The sequence below is a fragment of the Mesorhizobium sp. M0615 genome, from assembly GCF_040320805.1.
Taxonomy (GTDB): Bacteria; Pseudomonadota; Alphaproteobacteria; order Rhizobiales; family Rhizobiaceae; genus Mesorhizobium.
In genome coordinates, this window is sequence record NZ_JAMYQI010000011.1 from 182,518 (window position 1) to 203,668 (window position 21,151).

Below are 21,151 nucleotides of genomic sequence, written 5' to 3' on the forward strand. Positions count from 1 at the left end.
CTAGCGGCATGACCGCCGGTTGATAATCGGTGCCGATGGCGGTTAAGTAATGCCATGGCGGAACATATCACTTTGGATCGGCTCACTGGCATCATCGCCTTCGCGCGTGCGGGATCGCTGGGCAGCTACACGGCAGCGGCGCGCGCGCTGTCGATTTCCCCGTCGGCGGTCAGCAAGAGCGTCCAGCGGCTCGAGCGGCATTTAGGAGTGTCGCTGTTTACCCGTACAACGCGCTCGCTCACCTTCACGCCCGAAGGGCGCGACCTGCATGAGCGCGCGCTGCGTCTGCTACGCGAGGCGGAGGAAATAGAGCAGGCGGCAATGACCGCGCGCTCCGAACCATCGGGCACGTTGCGCGTGGCCGCGTCGCTGCCGATCGGACTGCATCTGATCGCTCCGGCTTTACCGGCTTTCCGTCGGCTCCATCCGAACCTGATCGTCGATCTCAGGCTGGGTGACCAGATGGTGGACATGATCGAGGAAGGGATCGATGTCGCCATACGCATCGGTGATCTGGCTGACACCCGGCTACTATCACGCAAGCTCGCACCCCATCGGCTTTGCTGCTTCGCCTCGCCAGCCTATCTCGAGGAACGCGGCACACCGACCCATCCCGATCACCTGGAAGGGCACGACACCGTCAACCTTCGATATCAGAGCACAGGCCAGGCCTTTCGCTGGCCCTTCCGGATTGGCGACCGTGAAATCGAGATCGTGCCCAATTCCGGTGTGGTCGCCGATGCCAGCGATGCCGTGCTCATCATGCTGGCAGCCGGCGGTGGGATAGGCATAGGCGCCTCCTTCATGGCGGCTCCCTATGTGAAGCGCGGCGAACTGGTCCCAGTGCTGTCCACGTTCGCGGTCGAGCGAAACAATGTCACCGTGCTCTGGCCGGCAAGCCGACGCGCCAACCCCGCCGTGCGCGCCTTTCTGACCATGCTCGACGCCGCTTTCACTCTGCGAATGGCAGCTTCAAGCATCGACTGATCTGGCGCGGAAGGGTCGCTAAAGGGCGAAAGCGGTCAATCACTGCTGATTGGCTGAACGGCAGCTATTCTGGGCACAACGTCCAAAAGCTGCTATTCCGTTTCGGCCCCACTACAGGCCGCCCCTCCTCGTCGAATAGCATTAGACTAGTTGATCGGCTACAACGACCTAGAGTGCTAGCACGGGGAGGGCACATGTCGGCGAGTGCTTACGCATTGACTGGCTTCATCTCGTGGGCGCTGGCCCTGCTGATCGTGATGGAAGTTATCCGGAGCTACCTGGTGATCTCTGGGCAAGTCCCGGCAAACGGCTTTACGCCAGATAACGGAGCCCTCTCCCCGTTTATGCGGAGGTTAGCCCGTGCCCACGCCAACTGCATTGAAGGGCTTCCAATCTTCGGAGGTCTGCTCGGAGTCGCGATCATCATTTCAAAGACAGATGTCACGGATCCCTTGGCCTCCACGATGTTAGGCGCACGTATAGTGCAGTCGGTGATCCACCTCGTCTCAACCAGCCAACTCGCGGTCAGTCTCAGGTTCACCGCGTTCGCTGTGCAAATGGTGATTGGTGCGTATTGGTGCTGGTTGCTGTTGATCTGAAGAGTGGCGGAGCCCCGACGCAAAAGTGGGCCACCTCGATTCCGGGAGCCTTGGCAAACCCACTCCGGATCGTGACCCGAAAGACTGTCCCTTTTGACAGGCGAGCGAACCGCAAAACTGGCAGTGGCAAAACCGCCGTTGAGGCATGATATTGCCGTTGGATTTTGGGGCTACTCCCCAGCTTCGGAGAAGGATCGGCGTTCAGAGAGCAATTTGCACGCCTGGGCGCTGCGGCGCTCCCCAGCTTTTGGCCACACGCACGCCCTGCAAACGCTCGGGCTCAAGAGCGCCTGGCAGCGGAGCAGAGAATTGTTGGACTTTGTGAGTGTTAGAGGGAGAGGAACTGAGATTCAACCTTCTCCACCTGCACTTGTTCCTTGCACGCTGGCCTCAGCAGCACCTAATCCTGCCACCCAACCTGGAGGAGCAAGCCAGTGCTACCGAGCTGTGTAGACACCGATCGGCTCGCGCTGTAGCCATAGGCCTCCGCCCGTCGGGGTTCACCGGCGCCGGGGTGGGGGGCCGGCCTAGTGGGGGCCCAGCAACGCGCACGTCAGCCTGGCTATCTTTCGAGTCGCCGGGTCCGGTGACCGCCAGATCGTCAGGCTGGATTATACCCGACAAATCTTGATAGTCTGCCGTTCTGGGGGTCGCACGATGAACGAGGTTGAAAAGCTGGCCGTCGAGGTTGTCGCGACCGGCCTTGGCTGGCCCGAGGGCCCGACGGTGCTGCCCGATGGCCGAATTGTCATCGTCGAAAGCTATCGCAGCCAGCTGACGGCCATAGATCGCGACGGAAGTGCTCGCCAGTTCGCGTATGTTGCCGGAGCGCCCAACGCCTGCGTTCTCGGATCGGATGACCTGCTCTATGTCTGCCAGAACGGCGGCACGACCGGACCTTGGCGGGCCGCGGACATGACGACGCCATCGATCCAGCGGGTTGCCGAAGGCGGAAAGCCGGAAATCCTGCTGAGCGAAGTCGCGGGCATTCGGCTCAATGGGCCAAACGATCTTGTATTTGCTGCTGACGGTCGGCTCATCTTCAGCGATCCCGGCACATACAACCCGGGGAATCCGGACCCAAGCTACATCTTTGCCGTCAACCCCGACGGCAGTGCGTACCTTGCTCTCGGCTTCGACAAGCCGACCTTCCCCAATGGTGTGGCGATCGAAGCCGACGGCTCGATCATTTGGGGGGAGTCCTATACGGGGCGCGTCAAGCGGCAGCGTCCGGATGGTTGCGTCGAAGACCTGGGCCGCTTGCCTGGGCCCAATCCGATTCCGGACGGGCTGAAGGTCGGAGCCGATGGCCGCCTTTATGTCACGGATATTGCCGCCAACGGCATTCACGTTCTGAAGCCCAACGGCACAGCGGAAGGTTTCTTCGTCTGCGGCAAGGCAACGACCAACTGCGTCTTCTCGGGCGAGATGCTTTGGGTGACAAATGCCGGCGTGCTGGCGACCGGCAGCGATCCCTCCTTTGAGGGAACACTCTCCTGCGTGCGTGTTCCGGGAGGCGGTGGACCGACGCATCATGGTCGCATCGGCGGAAAGCAACCGTGAGTAGCTCCTCGTCCGCCTCAAACACAGGCGATGACCGCGGTGCCGGCGGTGCGGCATCGTCTGCTCCGATGGCGGCGTTGAAGCGCCTGTACAGCGTGGCCGCGGTCCGCGTCGCCGCGCGGCGGACTTTGCCACGCCCGGTGTTCGACTTCGCCGATGGCGGTGCCGAGGATGAGCGAACGCTGCGCCGGAACGAGCAAGCTTTCAACGAGGTTGCCATTCTGCCGCGACCACTCAACGGTGCAACGACGCGAGACCTTTCCCTTGACCTCTTCGGCGCGAAACTTGCCATCCCGCTGGGCATCGCGCCAACCGGCCTGGCTGGGCTGTTCTGGCCCGACGGCGAGCGCGCAGCCGCCCGAGCCGCAGCGGCCGCAGGGACATTCTACTGCGCCAGCCACGGATCGGTCTGCACGCTGGAGGATATAGCAGCCACCGGAAGTAGCCCACGGTGGATGCAGGTGTTCGTCTATACCGATCGCGGCTTCACCCGAGAAATGGTGGATCGGGCGCGTGCCTCAAGCTACGACGCGCTGGTGCTCACCATTGATAACCAGATGCTTGGCAACCGTGAACGCGACATCCGCAACGGTTTTGCCATCCCGCCGCGCTTCGGTGTGGCCGGAACCCTCGCGGCCGCCACCAAGGCGGCGTGGCTTCTTCGTATGCGCACCCGACTCCCGAAACTGACTTTCGGCAACTACGCGCGCCCCGGCGAGACGGCGACGGTCGGTGCACTGGCGGGCCGAATGGCCGCAATGCTCGATCCCGGACTCTCCTGGGCCGATGTCGACTGGCTGCGCACTGTCTGGTCCGGACCGTTGTTGCTGAAAGGCGTCCTGCATCCCAGCGAAGCCGCCGAGGCTGTAGCCCGAGGAATCGACGGCATCATCGTATCCAATCATGGGGGACGTCAGCTTGACGGCGCCGCCGCATCCCTGGACGCGTTGACGGCGGTTGTCGCGGCTGTCGCCGGCCGCGTACCAGTGCTTATCGACGGCGGCATCAGGCGAGGCTCTGACGTCGTCAAGGCCCTGGCGCTCGGCGCCTCGTGCTGTCTGATTGGGCGGCCGCAGTTGTGGGGGCTCGCGGTCGCCGGCGAGGAGGGGGTACGCCACGTGCTCGAACTCTACCGCAAGGAGATCGACCGCGTCATGGGACTGATGGGCGCGCGGAGCCTGCGCGACCTCGGGCCGGACTGTATTTCGTTCGTTCAGGGAATGGGGCCGCTACATGATTGAAGACCCACCACTGCTCACCATCAAGCGCCGTTTCGAACGGCCCGCAGCAGAAATCATCAGTGCTTTTGCGGGCGTGCCGGTTAGCCAGGTCGTAGACGCGATGGGGGGACGCGGCGCCTTGCATTATGCGATCAAGCCACTGTCGCCAGCTACTGCGACGATGGTCGGCGTCGCCGTGACCTGTCACTGCGGTCCCGCCGACAACCTCGCCCTGTTTGGAGCACTGGATGCCGCAGCAAGTGGCGATGTCATCGTCGCGGCCACCGACAGCTTTGCCGGTACCGCGGTAACTGGCGATCTCGTGCTCGGCATGGCGCGCAACAAGGGGGTCGCCGGCTTCATCACTGACGGCCTGGTGCGCGACGTTGTCGGGATCGAGGCGGTCGGGTTGCCGGTTTACTGTGCCGGGGTCATTGCGAATTCGCCTGCGCGAAATGGTCCAGGCACGGTCGGATTCCCGGTGGTGGTGGGAGGAGTGACTATCTCGCCGGGAGACATACTGGTCGGCGACCGCGACGGTGTCGCCGTGGTGCCTCGCCTGGAGGCTGAGACTGTGCTGGCCCGGCTCTCCGCCATCAGGGCGGCTGAGAAAACTCTTGATGGCCTGGTGCGGCAAGGTCTCGAGATGCCCGACTTCGCCAAGGTCGTCCTCAAATCGAACAGGGCGCGTTTCGTTGACTGAGATGTGAGCTTCTCTAGCTGCGGGACATATGAAGCGCAACACGATTTCGTCCTTCCGATTTGGCACGAAACAGAGCCAAATCGGCGGCATTGACGAAATCGTTTGGCGTCTCGTTCTCGGTGGGCACCGCTGTTGCGACGCCGACGCTGATGGTCACGCGATCCGGGCCGTGGGGTATGTTCAACTCTCGCACGCTCTGGACGAGCCGCTCGGCGATCGCACTGGATTGTTCCAGTATGGTGTCGACCAGCACGATGACGAACTCTTCGCCTCCGTACCGCGCAGCGAGATCGGTGGAGCGGCCGGAACCGCTCTGGATTACGCGGGCGATTTGCTTCAGCACATCGTCGCCGGCCATATGGCCATAGGTATCGTTGTATCGTTTGAAGTTATCGGCATCGATCATCAACAGCGACAGTGGGGACTGTGCGCGAAAAGCGCGTTTCCATTCAGCCGCCAGATATTCGTCAAAATAGCGCCTGTTACCGAGACCTGTCAGGCCATCGATCCGCGTCAGACGTTCAAGCTCTAGATTTGCACTGATCAGCTGTCGCTGGCTTTCCCTCAGCGCTCGGTGTGCCGAGTCTCGCTGGACGTGATCCAGATAGGCCCGCGTGTGATATCGAATGCGTGCAATCAACTCGATACGATCCGGCAGTTTGACGAGATAGTCGTTCGCGCCCGCAGCGAAGGCTTCGCCCTTGGTGGCTGGATCTTCCTTGCTCGACAGCACAATGACTGGAACCGCGCGTGTCGACGCATGCTTCCTGTATTCTCGCACCAGATGTAGCCCATCCACCCCGGGCATGACGAGATCCTGCAGGATGACGGTTGGCTTTACCTCATCCGCGACCGTCATCGCTCTCAACGGGTCGGTGCAGAAGTGTAAGGAAATATCGGGCTCGTTGGCTAGGGCGCGCCTGACCGCCTCGCAAACCATGATCTGATCATCGATGAGCAGAACCATGGATGAATAGTTATCTGCGAGTGGCGGGACCAACTCTGGTTCTTGCGTCATCGGAAGGGGCCTTTCACGTGGAGCGCTCGCAGGCTTCGATTATACGTGAGCCGATCGCACCCAAAGGAAGAATATCAACAGCCGCGCCGATGTCGGCGGCGGCCTTCGGCATGCCATAGACGGCACTGGTTGCTCTATCCTGCGCGATTGTGAGATGTCCCTTGTCACGGAGCTGTCTCAGCCCGCGCGCACCATCTCTGCCCATGCCTGTGAGCAGAACACCAATCACCGAGCCAGGCCACCATTGCGCCGCACTTTCGAAGAACACATCTACCGACGGCCGATAAACATTGTCCTTGGGGCTGGGCGTATAGCCAAGTTGCTGAGCTGACTTGAAAACCAGATGATCCGCAGAACTGGCAACGAGAACGGTGCCCGCTTGTGGACTATCCCTTTCCCCCGCCGGACGGATCGGGAGACGCGTATGCTGCCCTAGCCAATCAACAAGGCCTGGAACGAACTGAGCATCGAGATGCTGGACGAGCACAATCGCGCCGCGAAAATCAACGGGAAACGCGCTCAGGACTGCGGCAACGGCAGCCGGCCCGCCCGCAGAGGCGCCGATTGCTATCACGTGTCGAGTTGACGGCTCAGCCGCACGTGACATCCGCCTTTTTGCCTGGGTAGGCGCATCGCCGATCAACTTGCCTATCGTTCGTATCTTGTTCGTCAAAAGCCGGGCGGATTGCGAGGACGCGTTGCCTTCGATGCCCACTGACGGAATATCGACTGCGTCAAGCGCGCCATGACCCATTGCTTCGTAGACGCCGGCGAGGTTGGCTTCGATACTGGCGGTCACCAGCAAGATTGAGCACGGGGTTTCCGCCATGATTCTGCGGGTCGCTTCCACGCCGTCCATCTCTGGCATCGCTAGATCCATGAGTATCAGATCCGGCAGATCACGTCTGCAGACCTCGACCGCCTCACGCCCATTAGTCGCGATCCACGCGACCTGATGTTCGCCGGTCAACAGAACCAGTCGACGCAGAAGTTCAACCGCCATCGGCATGTCGTTAACTACGCCGATTCTCATTCGCTGGCTTCCAATCTCGATCTCATTCAGCCGCCTCGCCAATCATGTCCACGACGGCATGGATCAGCGCCTCGTCCTGAAAACTACTCTTGGTCAGATAATAGTCCGCACCTGCGTCGAGCCCGCGCGCGCGATCTTCTTCCCGATCCTTGTATGAAACGATCATAATGGGTGTGTTCTTGAGATCAGCGTCCTTTCTGATCAAACTCACCAGCTCGATGCCATCCATGCGAGGCATGTCGATGTCGGTGACGACGAGATCGAAAGGACCAGACCGGACGGCATTCCACCCGTCCATGCCGTCTACCGCCACTTCGACCTCATAACCGTAATTGCCGAGCATCTTGCGCTGGAGTTCGCGAACCGTCAGTGAATCGTCAATCACGAGCACGCGCTTGCGCCTGCTCGCTTCGGGACCGCCCGCGGCGCGCCGAAGAGCTCGAAATCCGCTGGACGATGCAAGCTTTTCCACCGATCGGATCAGATCGTCGACGTCGAAGATCAGAACAGGCGAACCGTCTTCCATCAGGGCCGCTGCGCTGATGTCCTTGATCTTGGCAAACCGTGGATCGAGAGGTCTGATCACTAACTCGCGTTCCCCGAGAAAACGGTCAACGATCAGGCCGTACGCATCGCCCCGACCCGCATCCACGACGACGACCGATAGTTCGTTCGGTTCCGATCCGGGCTCACCTCGATCGAGCACCTCGCGAGCGGTGACCAGCCCGATCTGTCGATCGTTCAATCGAAAATGCGGCCGGCCCTGCAGGACGTTGATCTCCGTCCGCTGCAGTTTCAAAGTCTTGGAAATGGCAGCGAGTGGAAAAGCATAGGGCTCTCCATCGACATCGACGAGCAGCGTGCGCAGGACCGACAATGTCAGCGGCAATTGCAGTTGAAATCGGGTTCCGTGGCCAAATTCTGAGGAGACGCTTGCGACTCCCCGGACTTCCTTCGTCATGGCTTGCACTGCATCGAGCCCCACACCGCGACCTGAGACGTCGGTAAGGCCCGCTTTCATGGAAAAGCCTGGCAGAAACAGAAATGCGAGCAATTCGCTTTCGCTGAGTGTTTCAGCACTTTCCCTGGTTGCAAGTTGCCGGGCGACGACGGTCTCGCGCAGCTTCGAGAGCTCTATCCCCCTGCCGTCGTCCACCACGGCTATCTGCAGCAGCCCGGCATTGTGCCTCGCTTCGAGCCTGATGAGCCCCTCTTCGGGTTTGCCCATCGCGAGGCGCTCCTCAGGCGGTTCAAGCCCATGGTCTACAGCGTTGCGCAGAAGGTGCCCCAAAGGGGCATCGAGCTGCTCGAGGATATCGCGGTCGATGCCGGTCGAGCCGCCTACGATCTCCAGTCGCACCCGCTTGCCAAGGGTACGGCCGAGGTCGCGGATCATTCTCGCATAGTGTCGCACGCCGTCCTCAAAAGGCCGCATCCGGCTCGCCAACGTTTCGTCGTACAATCTGTTGGCAAGATCGGTCGCTTTCCGATCCACTGAATCCAACTCATCGAAACGCTCCGCCAGGAACGCTTGGCTCAACCGAAGCTTTCGCTGCGCTTCAGCCAGCGCCTCCACCACCGCCGCATCGTTTGAAACCGGCGGCAGCACTGCATGAAGATTGTCGAATGCACTTGCGAGGTCCGATTGAAGTCGCTTCAGCCGTAGCAGCCCGTCAGCGAATGGCCTGAGCCGCCGAGCTTCCATCAGCGACTCGCCAGCCAGCCCGAGCAATCGGTTCAGGCTGTCTGCCGTCACCCGAACCATTCTATCAGAGCTGATGCTGCCGTGGGCTTGCGGCACCGCCCCAACGAGGAGGTTCGCTGAAGAGGTCGTCGCCAGTTGCTCCTGGGCATGATCTGGAGTTGCGAAATCAGCTGCAGAATCTTGGGGCCCGGGCTTTGCCTGGGGGAGGGACAACCCCTCGAACTTCGCGAGAAAGGTTTCGACTTCTGAGTTGGCGCTCTCGCTCGATGATCCCGATGCGATCAATTTCAAAAGGTCAGAACCTTGCAGAAGCGCGTCTATATGCTCCCGTCGCACCCTCAGATGCCCGCGTTGCGCTGCGACCAGGCAGTCTTCCATCGCATTTGCAACTTTGACTGCGGGCATCAGGTCGATGATGCGGGCAGCTCCTTTCAGGGAATGCGCGGCACGCATGCATGCTTCCAGGGCGTCGGCGGCGATAGGATCGCGTTCGAGTGCCAGAAGTCCAGAGGTCAGAGCCCGTGACTGCGTCTCCAGTTCGGCCTGGAAGAGGCTGAGCATCGAAACCTGGCTGAAGTCTTCATCTGTCATGCGATGCTCCGATCCAGCATCGTGAGCAGTTGTCGTGGATCGAGACAGCCAACGGCTCGTCCTTGCCATGGCAGCACGGCAACCGTAGCGGCAGACAGTGCCTTCCCAATCATGGCCGGAACAGCGAGAGTGTCGCGTTCCTGGTACCGATGTAAGCCGTGGATCTCATCAACCATAAAAGCAACCCGCTTGTCGCGCTCGCCTACCACGACAAGGCGGCGAAATACCTTGGTTCGCGTGCCTTGTTCCCCTTCCTTGCGCTCGTCTATCCCGAGCAATTCGGCCAGGGAAAGGCAAATGAGCAATTCACCACGGACATTCGCAATGCCGAGCAGTGCACTGTTCCTGCGATGTGGAAGTGAATGAACGCGACGAGACTCAGCCACTTCATGAAAAATACCGACTGGAAGTGCCAGCCATTCCTCCCCCAAACGGAAGAGAACGGCCGTCTGCAGCGCGTCGTTGTCTGCCGAATCGATCCCTGCACGACCAGCGTTGTCAGGCCATTCGTCGCGAGATGCCGAGGGAGCTGCACGGTCGAGGAGGCGTCGTGCGATCTTCTTGTAGGTCGGGCAATTGCGGCAGTGGAGATGCTGCTCTAGTAGCGGACATGACTTGTCACCCCGTACGCCTATTTGCCGCCAGCAGTCGTTGATTTCGATCTGCTCCACCGGCTGAGCGATCCTTGTCGAAGCCGCCATCAACTGCCGCTCCTTTTCTGGACCCGACCCAGCCGGCCGGCCAGCGCCTCGGCGCCGTTATGGTCGCCTTGCTTGCTAAGCAGCAAGGCCAGATGGACAAGAGCTTCTCGATGATTTGGCGCGAGATAGAGCGCCTTGCGATAACTTTGCGCGGCTTCGGGTGCAGAACCATCCGCATCCTGGACGAGGCCCAGCAGGTAGAAGATTTCTGCGGAAGGACCGAACTCCCTGAGATGCGCCAGGGCGACCTCCTGTGCCTCCTTTACGCGTCCTGCATTGGCGATCCGTTCAACCGCGATGAGGCTTTCCGAGGCGCGTGCAAGCGGCTTGGCCGGAGCCTGCCCGCGGCGTTCATTGCCAATTGTCGGTCGGAACGGACGAAGAGGCTCGCTCTTGTTGACCTTAGGGCTTGGCGTCCGCACCGGGACGGCGGCCGAAACCTTCGGTGCCGTGGTCTTGACGGGCTCCGATTTCAGAAAGGCGAAGGCCAATGGCCATTCAGCGGAAAGAAAGCCATGCACCCTTGGAAGAGCTGCTTCCGCCGGACCGACCAGAAGAAGTCCGTCTTTGGCCAGCAGGTCCTTCAGGCAGATCAATGCGCGATCCTGCAGCTCTCGATTGAAATAGATCAGCAAATTGCGGCAAAGCAGGATGTCATAGACCTCTTGCCCGAAAGGCGCGTGAGAACCGAACAGGTTTCCTACCATGAACCGAACCTGTTTCAGCACCCCAGCAACAGGCCGCAACCCGCCCTCGGCCGCTTCGAAATAGCGATCCTTGAATTCTAAATGGCTGCCGCGAAACGAATTGCGGCCATAGATGGCGTGTTCAGCCGTCGCGATATTGCGGCTGCTGACGTCCACGCCATCGATCTTGAACTCATGCGCCTCAAAGCCGGCATCGAACATGGCCATGGCGACCGAGTAAGCCTCTTCGCCGGTTGAACATGGCAGGCTCAGGATTCTTATCGGCTGAGCAGGCTTGTGCGCGCGCGCATGCCGCGCCAGCATCGTGAACGCTTCTCGGTCGCGAAAGAACCAGGTCTCTGGGATCACCACCGCATTGATCAGCTCCTGCAGCTCCTGCGAGGAACCGGCCAAGTGTTGCCTATAGGCCTGAGGGTTGGTTATCCGGCATGCTTCCATCCGTTCTCTGACCGCCTGACGAACCACTGTCGGACCAACGCTGGCACTGTCCAGTCCAATGGTTTCCGTCAGGAGCTTTTCTATTGCTCCGGTCATTGATCACCTATTGCCGCCTGGCGGAGCAAAGCGGTACGAATCTCTTCCGAAAGCAGCGCTTCCACTTTGACCCACTGAATGATCTCCAAACCATCGGAAGCCACCGGCCCAAGATAGGGCGGGGTTCCTGGTTCCAGTCCGAACGGCGCGAAATCGGCCGGGTCTCGCTCGATCGTATCCGTCACCCGTTCCGCGATCAGCCCCAGCAGGCGTCGCTCGCCATCATCCGCCGGATAGCGCGTCACAACGATCCGGGTGCTCAACAGGCGCTCCGATGGTCGGCCAAGCGCAAGAAGGGTGACATCGATCAGGGGGATGGGTATTCCGTTATAGCTGACCAAACCCACCACACCAGTTGGCGCACCCGGAAGAACTTTCACGTCGATATAGGGCAGCACCTCTTCAATTTTGTGGACATCGATCAAGTAGCGATCCGGACCCATGCTGAAGGCGAGGAATAGCATTGTCACCTCCTACTGCCGGCTCGCTATGCTCGTAGCTTGAACCTCGATATGCTACTTCGCATGCCGCCTGAGACTTGATTGAGCTCGTCGATCGCGAGCGTCGATTGCTGAAGGGACTCGACTGTTTGCTGAGCTGCCTCGCTTAGCTGGGTTAGCGTGTCGCTGATCTGCCCCGCGCCGGTCGCCTGTGCTTGCATGCCTTCATTGGCGACTTCGAAACGTGGCACCAGCCCCTGAACCTGCTGAATGATCTCGAAGAGTTGCCCGCCGACCTGCTGGATGTCCTGCATACCCCGACGGACCTGCTCGGAAAACTTGTCCATGCCCATCACCCCGGCCGCGACTGCCGACTGGATGTCCTTGACCATTTGCTCGATATCGTAGGTGGAGACAGCTGTCTGGTCCGCGAGCCTTCGGATTTCCGTCGCCACCACTGCAAAACCCCGGCCATACTGGCCTGCCTTCTCCGCCTCGATGGAAGCGTTGAGCGACAACAGGTTCGTCTGATCGGCCACTTTGGTGATGGTCGTCACCACCTGATTGATGCTGCCGGCTTTCTCGCTCAGGATCGCCAGTTTGGAATTGATCGCGCCAGCCGCTTCCATGACCTGCTGCATGGTTTCTTCCATACGGGTCAGCCCCGCTTGCCCCCCGCCAGCCACGGCAGCGGTTTGTTCGGCAACTGTGGAGACCTCGTTCATCGTGCGGACCAGTTCGTTTGATGTGGCGGAGATTTCCTTGGCTGTCGCTCGGATTTCTGTTGTGGTCGCTGCGATTTCAGTCGCAGTTGCCTGCTGTTGCTTGGAGGTGGCGGCGATCTCAGTTATCGACGTGCCGACCTGTATGCTGGACCTTTGAACCTGACCAATGAGGGTTGTGAGATCGTCCGCCATTGCGTTGAAGCCGTCGGCAAGCACGCTGAATTCGTCTCGGCGCCTCAGATCGAGCCGTTCGCTGAAGTCGCCTTGCCGCATCAATTGAACCGCGTCGACCAAACGGGTGAGCGGACCTGTAATGGCGCGAAACAGCTGGTAACCCAAAAGAAGGGCTAGCCCGAGGGCTATCAACAAGCCAACGCTCAAACCGACTTCGGCCGTTCTGACGATCGAGCTGATCCGCTGCGTCGCGCTGTTTGCCTCGCCTCTGTGATCCTCAACCATGGCCTGCAGAGCGGACTGCAATTTTACAAAGATCGGCTCTACTTCGTTCTTGATAGCTGGGCTTTCATTGGGAGTTTCACCTTTCGACAAGGCAGCCCGGCTTGTTTCCAGCACAGCAGTTTCAGCCAGACGGAATTGGTTGGCGAGTTGTTTGACGGCTGCATAATTCTGCTTGTCGATATCGGAGACGATCGTTGCCTCATAGTCGTCCATCGACCGCTGCACCTGGTTGCGATTGGTCGTGATCGCGTTTTCAACCGTGCTTCTGTCTGACGGGTTGTCCTGAAGGGCATATTCCTGAAGCAGACTATGGGCCGCCATCTGGCCCGTCATGATCTCGGTACTGTGATAAAGGTCCGGAAGGATGCCCTTCTCGACCTCAGTCGCCTCCTCCCCCGCCTGAAGAAACCAGGCGTACGCGATGAGGGCTATCACGGACATGACCACCAGAACGGCTGCGAAACTGACGAGGATGCGGTGGCGTATTGTCAGACTCTTCATGGAACCGGTTCACCAATGGGGGGCATCGTGGGCTGCGCGACAAGCGCTCGTTCCGACATATTCGAAAAGGTGCGTCGAAAAGCGGTAGTCTGATGCTGAATGGTTTCTTTTCCGTTCCATAGCTAATGATGGCGAGGCGGCTCGCCAATCGGCGCCGCCAGAAGCGGTGGTCAAAGGACGACTGCCGTCCACGCACATCAGCCCGAGATCGGCTGGATGGCACGCCGCGTCAGGAGGAGCGTGGACGAGCTGCTTGAGGCCACGAATTGAATGACTGCTTAGGCCAGGTCGAGGCAAGAAAGCCGACGTCCTGCTTGCTGCCCCTAAGCTGCCAGGCGGGAACGCGCCTCATATCAGCCGTCCAGCATGATCGTCGCACTGAAAGCGGATCGCCGAAACCACATGTCGCAAACTGGCCAGCGCGTAGATTGGCGCCGAGTACGGGTTCGACATGCGCAGGTGACGATAACTAAATGGCAAGCGCCCCCGCCTGAGGCCCCTCAGGACTAAAATGATCTTGAGACAGTTTCAAATGCGCATCCTCAAGCGGCGGCCGCCAACCGCACAAGGATGAGCACAACGTGACGAGCGCTCTGGAGCGTAGAGGGGACTAACCCGACAATCCCTTCCTTTGCGACATTGCGGCGGGGAAAAAGATTACGAGATGGAGCAGGCGTATTGCCAAAGGGGTCCAGCAGCGAGAGTTCGCGTTTTCCGCCTCGGCTGTGAACCCGCTTCCATTCGCTGATCTTGCTCAGGTCGAGGTCTACTTGCCATCGAGGGCTCATGTCCCAGCTCATAAGCAGGCGGTTGGGTAGGTCTCGGCCAGCACACGGCCCGGTGGCACTCCTGGGGTCCACACCGCAGGTTCAAACTGACCACCGACCCAGGGTTCGAAGACGTTCCCGATCGGAACACCGAGCAGATTGTGCTCGCTCTCCCTCAAGTTACTGAAATCTTCGTGAAGACATTGAAGGCGTCGCAAAGGACGCCTCGACAACGACGGAGTCGCTTTAAGGGCCCGGCCACCGGATGCTTAGATCTCGTTGACAAGGGGTGCTATGGGATCATAACGTACCTAATTGGTATAACAGGTATGCCACATGATCGGAGTTCTGATCAAACAGCGGAAGCTTTCGGACGAGGTGGCAGCGCACCTCGAGCGGATGATCCGAGAGGGAGAGTTGGCCGAAGCCGACCGTCTCCCATCTGAACGGGAACTCATGCGGCAGTTCGGGGTAGGGCGGCCTTCCATCCGTGAGGCCCTGCTGCATCTGAGCAAAATGGGCCTTGTCGAGATAAAATCGGGGGAGCGTGCCCGCGTCACTCGACCCACTCCTCAATTCGTGATCGACGCCCTTTCAGGGCCGGCTCGGCACATGATTTCGGCGCCGGGAGGGGTTCACGACTTCCAGAGCGCGCGGCTGTTTTTCGAGGTCGGTCTTGCCCGCAACGCCGCTGTGCATGCTACCCCGGAAGACGTTGAAAGCCTCAAGGAGGCGCTCGAACTCAACCGGCAGTCGATCGGCGATCTGGCGCGCTTCGAGCGCACGGACGTAGACTTCCATTACGTGCTGGCGGTAATCACCCGCAATCGGATCTTTACAGCTATTCACGCGGCCTTAGCTGAATGGTTGCTCGAACAGCGTCGCACCACATTGGCCAAGGGTGAAGACCGCAAGGCTTACCAGGCTCATCGCGAAATCTTCGAGGCCGTCGCCGCGCGCGATCCAGACGCGTCAGAGGCGGCCATGCGCAGCCATCTCGAATATGTGGCCAAGCGGTATCTGCAACTTGCGAGGCCCAAGTGATGACCGGATTTGTCGTCTGGGTCGATTTCCGCCTGAGGCCTGGTGCCCGGGACAGATTCCGAGAACTTGTCGACGCCAATGCGACCGCCTCGATGCGCACCGAGGCCGGCTGCCGCCGCTTTGACGTGACGGAGGCGCGCGGCGAACTGGATCGGGTCCTGCTCTATGAGATTTACGATAGCGAGGCCGCATTCGAGGACCACTGCCGCACCGCTCATTTCGACGAATTCAATACGCAGAGCGCGCCGCTCGTCGTGACCAAGTTGGTGACGACCTGCGACCTCGTTCTTGAAGCCACGCATTGAGGCGAACATAGGCGGATTGGCCCATTGGGGCGAACGGGAGGAAGTGCATGTCGGAGCCAAGTCTCAGGGCGTTAGTTTCTCACAGGCGGGTCAAGCTCGGCACGCTCGTCGCCGAGTTCGCCACGCCGGGAATCGGTCACATCCTGAAGTCCGCTGGCTGCGATTTCGTCTTTTTCGACATGGAGCATTCGGGATTTAGCTTGGAAACGCTGAAGAGTGCGATCCGTTATTTCGAGGCGGCCGATCTGCCGGTCATGGTGCGTGTGCCGTCGCAGGACTACCATTTCCTCGCCCGCGCCATGGACATGGGCGCCGAAGGCCTGATCGCGCCGATGGTGAGCAGCGTCGAACAGGCGCAGCACATCATCAACTCCATGAAGTACCACCCTGCCGGCGCCCGCGGTGTGGCGCTGCAGATCGCTCATGACCGCTACCGCCCAGGCTCGGTCGCTGATAAATTCGAGGCCGCCAACAAGCGCTCCACGTTCATCTGCCTGATCGAGACCGCCGACGGCGTCAAGAACATTGACGGCATCGCGGGACTGGACGGGGTTGATTGTCTTTGGGTCGGACATTTCGATCTGTCCGTCTCGCTCGGCATTCCTGGCGACTTCGCCCACCCCACTTTCACTGCTGCAATGGCCAAAATCGTTGCCGCCGCCAAGAAGCACAACAAATCGCTTGGACGCTTGGTGCCCAACGTCGCCCAGGGACACGAGTTCTACGCACAGGGCTTCGATTTCATTTGTTATTCAGGCGACGTTTGGGTCCTGCACGACGCGATCGCCGACGCGGTTTCCAAGATCCGGGCCGGGTGCCAATAGGAGCGGAGGAGACGATGGACAGCGTGAAATTCAGGGTGGCGCTTTCCGGTGATTTCCGCAGGCCGGACGGCTCGCCGACCTACCCAGATTTCGATCTGGAACCGCTGCGCAATGCGACAGGTGTCGAGATGGTGTTCCTCGAGTCAAACAGTCCGCTTCGCGCCGACCAACTTGAGGATTTCGATGCGCTGATCCTCCTCGCCCATCGTTTCGATGCCACGAGTGTCCCCAGGAGCGGCCGCCTGGCCGTCGTTGCCCGCTTCGGGGTCGGCTACGACACTGTCGACGTTGAGGCATGCACCGCAGCCGGTATTGCCTTGGTCATCACGCCCGATGGCGTGCGACGGCCCGTCGCCGTATCCGTCATCACCTTCATGCTGGCGCTGACCGGCAAGCTGCTGACAAAGGACGCGCTCACCCGCAAAGGGTCTGTTGGTTTTGAGAAGCGCTCCGAACATATGGGGGTCGGCCTCGTCGGGCGTACGCTTGGGTCGCTGGGCATCGGCAACATCGGTGCCGAGGTCTTCCGCTTGGCGAAGCCCTTTGACATGCAATTCATTGCCCATGACCCGTTTGCCGACAAGGGGGTCGCTGCCGACCTGGGCGTCGAGCTGGTCGGGCTGGAGGATCTGTTTCGCTGCGCCGACGTGCTGTCGGTGAGTTGCCCCCTGTCGCCCCAGACCCACCACATCGTCAATGCGGAGCGGATCGCGCTGATGAAGCCGACAGCTTACCTGATCAACACCGCGCGCGGCCCGATCGTCGACCAGAAAGCGCTGACGCAAGCGCTGCAGGAGCGCCGCATCGCCGGCGCCGGTCTCGACGTGCTGGAACAAGAGCCTCCCGAGGCAGACGATGCGATCCTCAAACTCGACAATGTCATCCTGGCGCCGCACGCGCTTTGCTGGACCGACCAGTGCTTTGCCGGCAACGGTGCCGCCGACGTCAAAGCGGTAATGGAGGTGCAGCGTGGTCGCGAGCCGCGCGGCGTGGTCAATCGCGAGGTGCTTTCGAGCGAGCTGTGGAAGACCAGGCTGTCTGGGCTCGCCGCCCGCTTTGGAACCTAGGAGGACACTGATTTTCGGCGCGCCGCCGCGGCCTGTTTGCGGCGACCTTACGGGAGGAAATGCTTGACCGCTGCGCCGGCGGACGAGTGAAGCAAAAGGAAAATGGGAGGACCAAGCACTATGAACGATCGTGAAAAACGTGACTTTCAGGCAGGTCTCGAAGCAGAGGTCGACGCCTTCATGCGCGGCGAAACCACCCGCCGAACTTTCATCACCCGCTTCGGTCAGATGACCGGCATGTTGGCCGTGTCCGGCCCGCTGCTGGGGATGATGACCGATTGGGCGCTGGCGCAGCAAACATTGGAATTGGCGGACGGCACGTCGCCGCTCGGCCAGGCGCAGGCCGCAGCCCTGAAAGCATCGAAGGAAGGGCCTGCGGACGGTTCCGCCTTTCGCGCGGCGGAGGCGGCCAAGGCGCATTCGGGCGTCACCCTCAACATGACCTACGAGGCTGGCCTGCAGGCACTCGACCCGCGCAATTTCAGTGGGCCGATGTGGGAGCAGCTTACCGGGATGAAGTCGAATGTCGTCGAGCTGTCGAACCCGGACCAGTACTCCAAGGCGGTCGCCGAGCACATCGCCGGCTCGGGTGCCTATGACGTCCTCGACATCTCGCCGGCCTGGACGCCGTCGCTTGCCGATGGCGGCGTCATCGCCCCTCTAGACGACTACATCGCCAAATACATGAACCCGGCAGACCTCGAGGACTATCATCCCCTGTACAAGGCGCTGCCGACCTACAAGGGTAAGATCTGGGGGTTCTTCGACGACGGCGACATGTTCGCTCTCTACTACCGCAAGGACATTTTCGAGGACCCTAAAATGGTGGAGGCTTACCAGGCGAAGTTCAACGCCAAGCTTGGACCGCCCAAGACATGGGAAGAATATGCCCAGATCGCCCAGTTCATCACCGACCAGATGGCGCCAAAGGTCTATGGCGCGGGACATTTCCGCAAGGCGGGCAGCCCCGGCAATCAGTTCGACTTTTTGCAGCAGTACCGGGCCAACGGCGGAAAACTCTTCGGCGACGACATGAAGGCAGGTTTGGTTTCGGATGCCGGCGTCAAGACGCTGACAAACATGCTCGCCGCAAACAAGGCCTCGATCCCCGGCAACAACGAGCTCGACGCCGTCTCCTTGTGGGCGGCTTTCCTGACCGGCAAAGTCGCGATGATCTATTCCTGGCCTCCTAGCGGCCGTATGGCGGCCAACTATTCGCAGTCGGCCACGGCAATCAACTTCATTCCGCAGTCCCAAATCGCCGGCAAGGTCGGCTATGCCGTGGTTCCGGGAAATCCGGAACATGCCACCGGCTACAACAAGGCACTGTCGGCCGACTCGCCCAACGCTGAGGCGGCGTATCTGTTCATGCAGTGGGTATGCTCGCCACCCGTCTCGCTGGCACGTTGCATGCTGCCCTACGCGCTACGCGACCCGTACCGCATCTCGCACTTCAAGTCCGAGCTCTACGGCGCGCTCTTCCCGAGTGCCAAGGAGTACCTTGCCAACCTCAACAACTCGGCAAATGTCGGTCTGCTCGACCCGATCATGCCAGGCGCGCAGGACTACTTCTTGAGCATCGATCGCATGTGCACGGCGGTGTGGGCTGGTGCGGATCCGAAGGCGTCGCTTGAAACGGCGGCCGCCGAGTGGAACGAGACGACCGACCGACTGGGTGTGGATTCGCAGAAGGGCTTCTACACCGAGTTCTTGAAACTGCCTGGCGCCACCGCCGACAACACGGTGGAAAAACTTGGCATGGCGGTCACCCTCTGAAGGGAGGCGGACTCTCTGGAGCAATTGGTGTTGCGGGCGCTTGGCTCGCAACACCTCCCCGCTAAGCGGCGATTGGATACGCCTATGCAGCCCACAGCCACGATCCGCCATTTGAAGGCCGCCGGCGCACCGCCCCGGCTGTCTGCCTTTGCCCAATGGGCTGACCGTCATTTCAAGTGGCTGCTGGTCGCCCCCGCTGTGCTGCTGATATTGGCACTGTCGATCTATCCGCTTCTGTTCTCGCTGGTGGTATCCTTCATCAACTACGACTTCCAGGTGCCGGGCCACGCCTTTGTCGGATTGAAGAACTTCGAGCGGGTCGTGTTCGATCCCGTAGCACGTTGGTCCCTGTTGCTGACAGCATCGCTGTCGGGCATCAGCGTCGCTATAGAATTCGTTCTCGGCCTCTTGGTGGCGCTGACAATGGTGCGCAGCTTTCCGGGCCGCGGTGTGATCATGTCGATCCTGATCGTGCCGCTGTTCATCAGTCCGGTCATCGTCGGCCAAGCCTGGACGCTGCTTTTACAGCGGCCTTTCGGACCGACGAACTATATCCTGACGCAACTATTGGGGCAGGAGGTTACGATCGGCTGGATGACGGAGCGCCCGTGGCTCTACGTCTCGCTGATCATCGCCGATGTCTGGCAGTGGACGCCGTTCATGTTCGTCATCCTGCTCGCCGGGCTGACCGCAATCCCACCCAATCTCTATGAGGCGGCAGAACTCGACGGCGTCAACGCCTGGCAGGTTTTTTGGGCGATCACGCTCCCGCATCTCGGGCCGATGATGCTGCTGGCGCTGACCTTCCGTCTGCTCGACGCAATCCGTATGTTCGACACCATTTTCATCATGACAGGGGGTGGCCCGGGAACACAAACCTACACGGCCTCCTATTATCTTTATACCATCGGCTTCACACAGTTTCATCTGTCGCAGGCAACAGCAGGAAGTTGGCTGTTCCTGATCTTTACGGCGCTCATCGTGACGTTGCTGGTGCGTCGGCTCTTGAAGGTAGAACCGGTCTGATGGCCGCCGTCGCGCCCGCCCGCCGCAGGAAACGCCGGTCGTTGCCGATCGGCCGAATTCTGCTGCTGGGGTTCTTCCTGGTGTTCGTGCTGTGGCCGCTCTACTGGATGTTCAACACCTCCATCAAGCCCAGCGACGACTACCTCACCGTACCGCCTGTCTGGTTCCCCGCCGCTCCGACGCTTGTCCACTACAAAGCTGCGCTGTTCGCCTATCGTGGTCTCGACGGGCTCATCAACAGCCTGATTATTTCGCTTTCGGCCACGGTGCTTTCGGCGCTGCTCGGCACGCTGATGGCCTATAGCCTGGCGCGCTACGACACCGGCGGCAAGCATCTGTCTTTCTGGGTGCTGTCGCAGCGCTTTTTGCCGCCGATCGGGATCGTGCTGCCGGTGTTCCTGATCTATCGCCAGGTCGGGCTCTACGACACTCATGTCGGCCTGATCATCGCCTATACGGTCTTCACGCTGCCGGTCTCGGTGTGGATGATGTTCGCCTATTTCCGCGGCATGCCGAAGTCGATGGAGGAGGCGGCCCTCGTCGATGGCTGCACGAGATGGGAGGCGTTCTGGCGCGTTGCCGTGCCGCTCGCAGCACCGGGCATCGTCGCGGCGGCTGTGTTCGCCTTCATTGCATGCTGGACGGAGTTCTTCTTCGCTCTGATCTTGACCAGCCGAACTGCCTTTACACTGCCAACGGTCTTCCGCGCCTTCATCGGCTTCCAGGGCGCGCAATATGGCGAAGCCGCGGCCCTTGCCATCGTCTCCCTTGTGCCATCGATCGCCCTTGGGGTCCTTGCTCAACGTCATCTGGTGCGCGGGCTGACGCTCGGCGCCGTTCGCGGTTAGGAAAGCTC

Annotated in this window: 19 protein-coding genes; 12 read left to right on the forward strand and 7 right to left on the reverse strand. The window is 60.5% G+C overall.

Annotation, left to right across the window (positions count from 1 at the left end; genetic code table 11):
• The first annotated feature begins 54 nt into the window (after positions 1-54).
• From NKI46_RS21035 to NKI46_RS21055, 5 genes are all read left to right on the forward strand, one after another.
• Positions 55-987, forward strand: a complete 933-nt coding sequence (locus NKI46_RS21035) for a LysR family transcriptional regulator (protein WP_023689456.1) — start codon at positions 55-57, stop codon at positions 985-987.
• A 194-nt stretch (positions 988-1,181) separates the two neighbouring features.
• Entirely contained in the window at positions 1,182-1,586 is a 405-nt protein-coding gene (locus tag NKI46_RS21040) for an MAPEG family protein (protein ID WP_023682292.1), read from the forward strand.
• Positions 1,587-2,243: 657 nt separating this feature from the next.
• Positions 2,244-3,149, forward strand: a complete 906-nt coding sequence (locus NKI46_RS21045; RefSeq protein ID WP_023713489.1) for an SMP-30/gluconolactonase/LRE family protein — start codon at positions 2,244-2,246, stop codon at positions 3,147-3,149.
• Between the two features lie 68 nt (positions 3,150-3,217).
• On the forward strand, positions 3,218-4,390 hold the full coding sequence (locus NKI46_RS21050) for an alpha-hydroxy acid oxidase (RefSeq protein ID WP_352459456.1): 1,173 nt from the start codon (positions 3,218-3,220) through the stop codon (positions 4,388-4,390).
• Positions 4,383-5,072, forward strand: a complete 690-nt coding sequence (locus tag NKI46_RS21055; RefSeq protein ID WP_352459455.1) for an RraA family protein — start codon at positions 4,383-4,385, stop codon at positions 5,070-5,072. Before NKI46_RS21050 ends, NKI46_RS21055 begins: the two co-directional genes overlap by 8 nt.
• 13 nt (positions 5,073-5,085) lie before the next feature.
• Here the strand turns inward: NKI46_RS21055 and NKI46_RS21060 are convergent, their stop codons facing one another.
• The 7 genes from NKI46_RS21060 to NKI46_RS21090 all read right to left on the reverse strand — a co-directional run bounded on the left by NKI46_RS21060 (position 5,086) and on the right by NKI46_RS21090 (position 13,486).
• Entirely contained in the window at positions 5,086-6,039 is a 954-nt protein-coding gene (locus tag NKI46_RS21060; RefSeq protein WP_023669440.1) for a response regulator, read from the reverse strand.
• A 64-nt stretch (positions 6,040-6,103) separates the two neighbouring features.
• A complete protein-coding gene (locus tag NKI46_RS21065; protein ID WP_023682287.1) occupies positions 6,104-7,123 on the reverse strand; it encodes a chemotaxis response regulator protein-glutamate methylesterase in 1,020 nt (339 codons plus the stop codon).
• A gap of 22 nt (positions 7,124-7,145) precedes the next feature.
• On the reverse strand, positions 7,146-9,419 hold the full coding sequence (locus NKI46_RS21070) for a hybrid sensor histidine kinase/response regulator (RefSeq protein WP_023742810.1): 2,274 nt from the start codon (positions 9,417-9,419) through the stop codon (positions 7,146-7,148).
• A complete protein-coding gene (locus NKI46_RS21075) occupies positions 9,416-10,120 on the reverse strand; it encodes a chemotaxis protein CheW (RefSeq protein WP_081725531.1) in 705 nt (234 codons plus the stop codon). Before NKI46_RS21075 ends, NKI46_RS21070 begins: the two co-directional genes overlap by 4 nt.
• Entirely contained in the window at positions 10,120-11,361 is a 1,242-nt protein-coding gene (locus NKI46_RS21080) for a CheR family methyltransferase (RefSeq protein WP_352539008.1), read from the reverse strand. The genes NKI46_RS21075 and NKI46_RS21080 overlap by 1 nt, the downstream gene beginning before the upstream one ends.
• A complete protein-coding gene (locus NKI46_RS21085) occupies positions 11,358-11,825 on the reverse strand; it encodes a chemotaxis protein CheW (RefSeq protein WP_023700505.1) in 468 nt (155 codons plus the stop codon). Before NKI46_RS21085 ends, NKI46_RS21080 begins: the two co-directional genes overlap by 4 nt.
• A 23-nt stretch (positions 11,826-11,848) precedes the next feature.
• Positions 11,849-13,486: a methyl-accepting chemotaxis protein gene (locus NKI46_RS21090; protein WP_023689447.1), complete on the reverse strand. Its 1,638-nt coding sequence runs from the start codon at positions 13,484-13,486 to the stop codon at positions 11,849-11,851.
• Positions 13,487-14,589: 1,103 nt separating this feature from the next.
• Between NKI46_RS21090 and nanR the strand changes: the two genes are divergently transcribed.
• The 7 genes from nanR (at position 14,590) to NKI46_RS21125 (ending at position 21,143) form a co-directional block, all read left to right on the forward strand.
• The gene (nanR, locus tag NKI46_RS21095; RefSeq protein ID WP_023693327.1) at positions 14,590-15,297 is read left to right on the forward strand and encodes a transcriptional regulator NanR; all 708 of its coding nucleotides are present in this window, start codon (positions 14,590-14,592) and stop codon (positions 15,295-15,297) included.
• Complete coding sequence (locus NKI46_RS21100) at positions 15,297-15,602, forward strand: putative quinol monooxygenase (RefSeq protein ID WP_023669450.1); 306 nt, start codon at positions 15,297-15,299, stop codon at positions 15,600-15,602. The genes nanR and NKI46_RS21100 overlap by 1 nt, the downstream gene beginning before the upstream one ends.
• Before the next feature lie 47 nt (positions 15,603-15,649).
• Positions 15,650-16,426, forward strand: coding sequence for an HpcH/HpaI aldolase family protein (locus NKI46_RS21105; protein ID WP_023749392.1), 777 nt, complete (start codon positions 15,650-15,652; stop codon positions 16,424-16,426).
• Positions 16,427-16,440: 14 nt separating this feature from the next.
• A complete protein-coding gene (locus NKI46_RS21110; RefSeq protein WP_023739345.1) occupies positions 16,441-17,493 on the forward strand; it encodes an NAD(P)-dependent oxidoreductase in 1,053 nt (350 codons plus the stop codon).
• Positions 17,494-17,613: 120 nt separating this feature from the next.
• Positions 17,614-19,269, forward strand: a complete 1,656-nt coding sequence (locus NKI46_RS21115; protein WP_023739346.1) for an extracellular solute-binding protein — start codon at positions 17,614-17,616, stop codon at positions 19,267-19,269.
• A 30-nt stretch (positions 19,270-19,299) separates the two neighbouring features.
• Positions 19,300-20,295, forward strand: coding sequence for a carbohydrate ABC transporter permease (locus tag NKI46_RS21120; protein ID WP_245264397.1), 996 nt, complete (start codon positions 19,300-19,302; stop codon positions 20,293-20,295).
• Complete coding sequence (locus NKI46_RS21125) at positions 20,295-21,143, forward strand: carbohydrate ABC transporter permease (protein ID WP_023827582.1); 849 nt, start codon at positions 20,295-20,297, stop codon at positions 21,141-21,143. The genes NKI46_RS21120 and NKI46_RS21125 overlap by 1 nt, the downstream gene beginning before the upstream one ends.
• Positions 21,144-21,151: the final 8 nt, after the last annotated feature.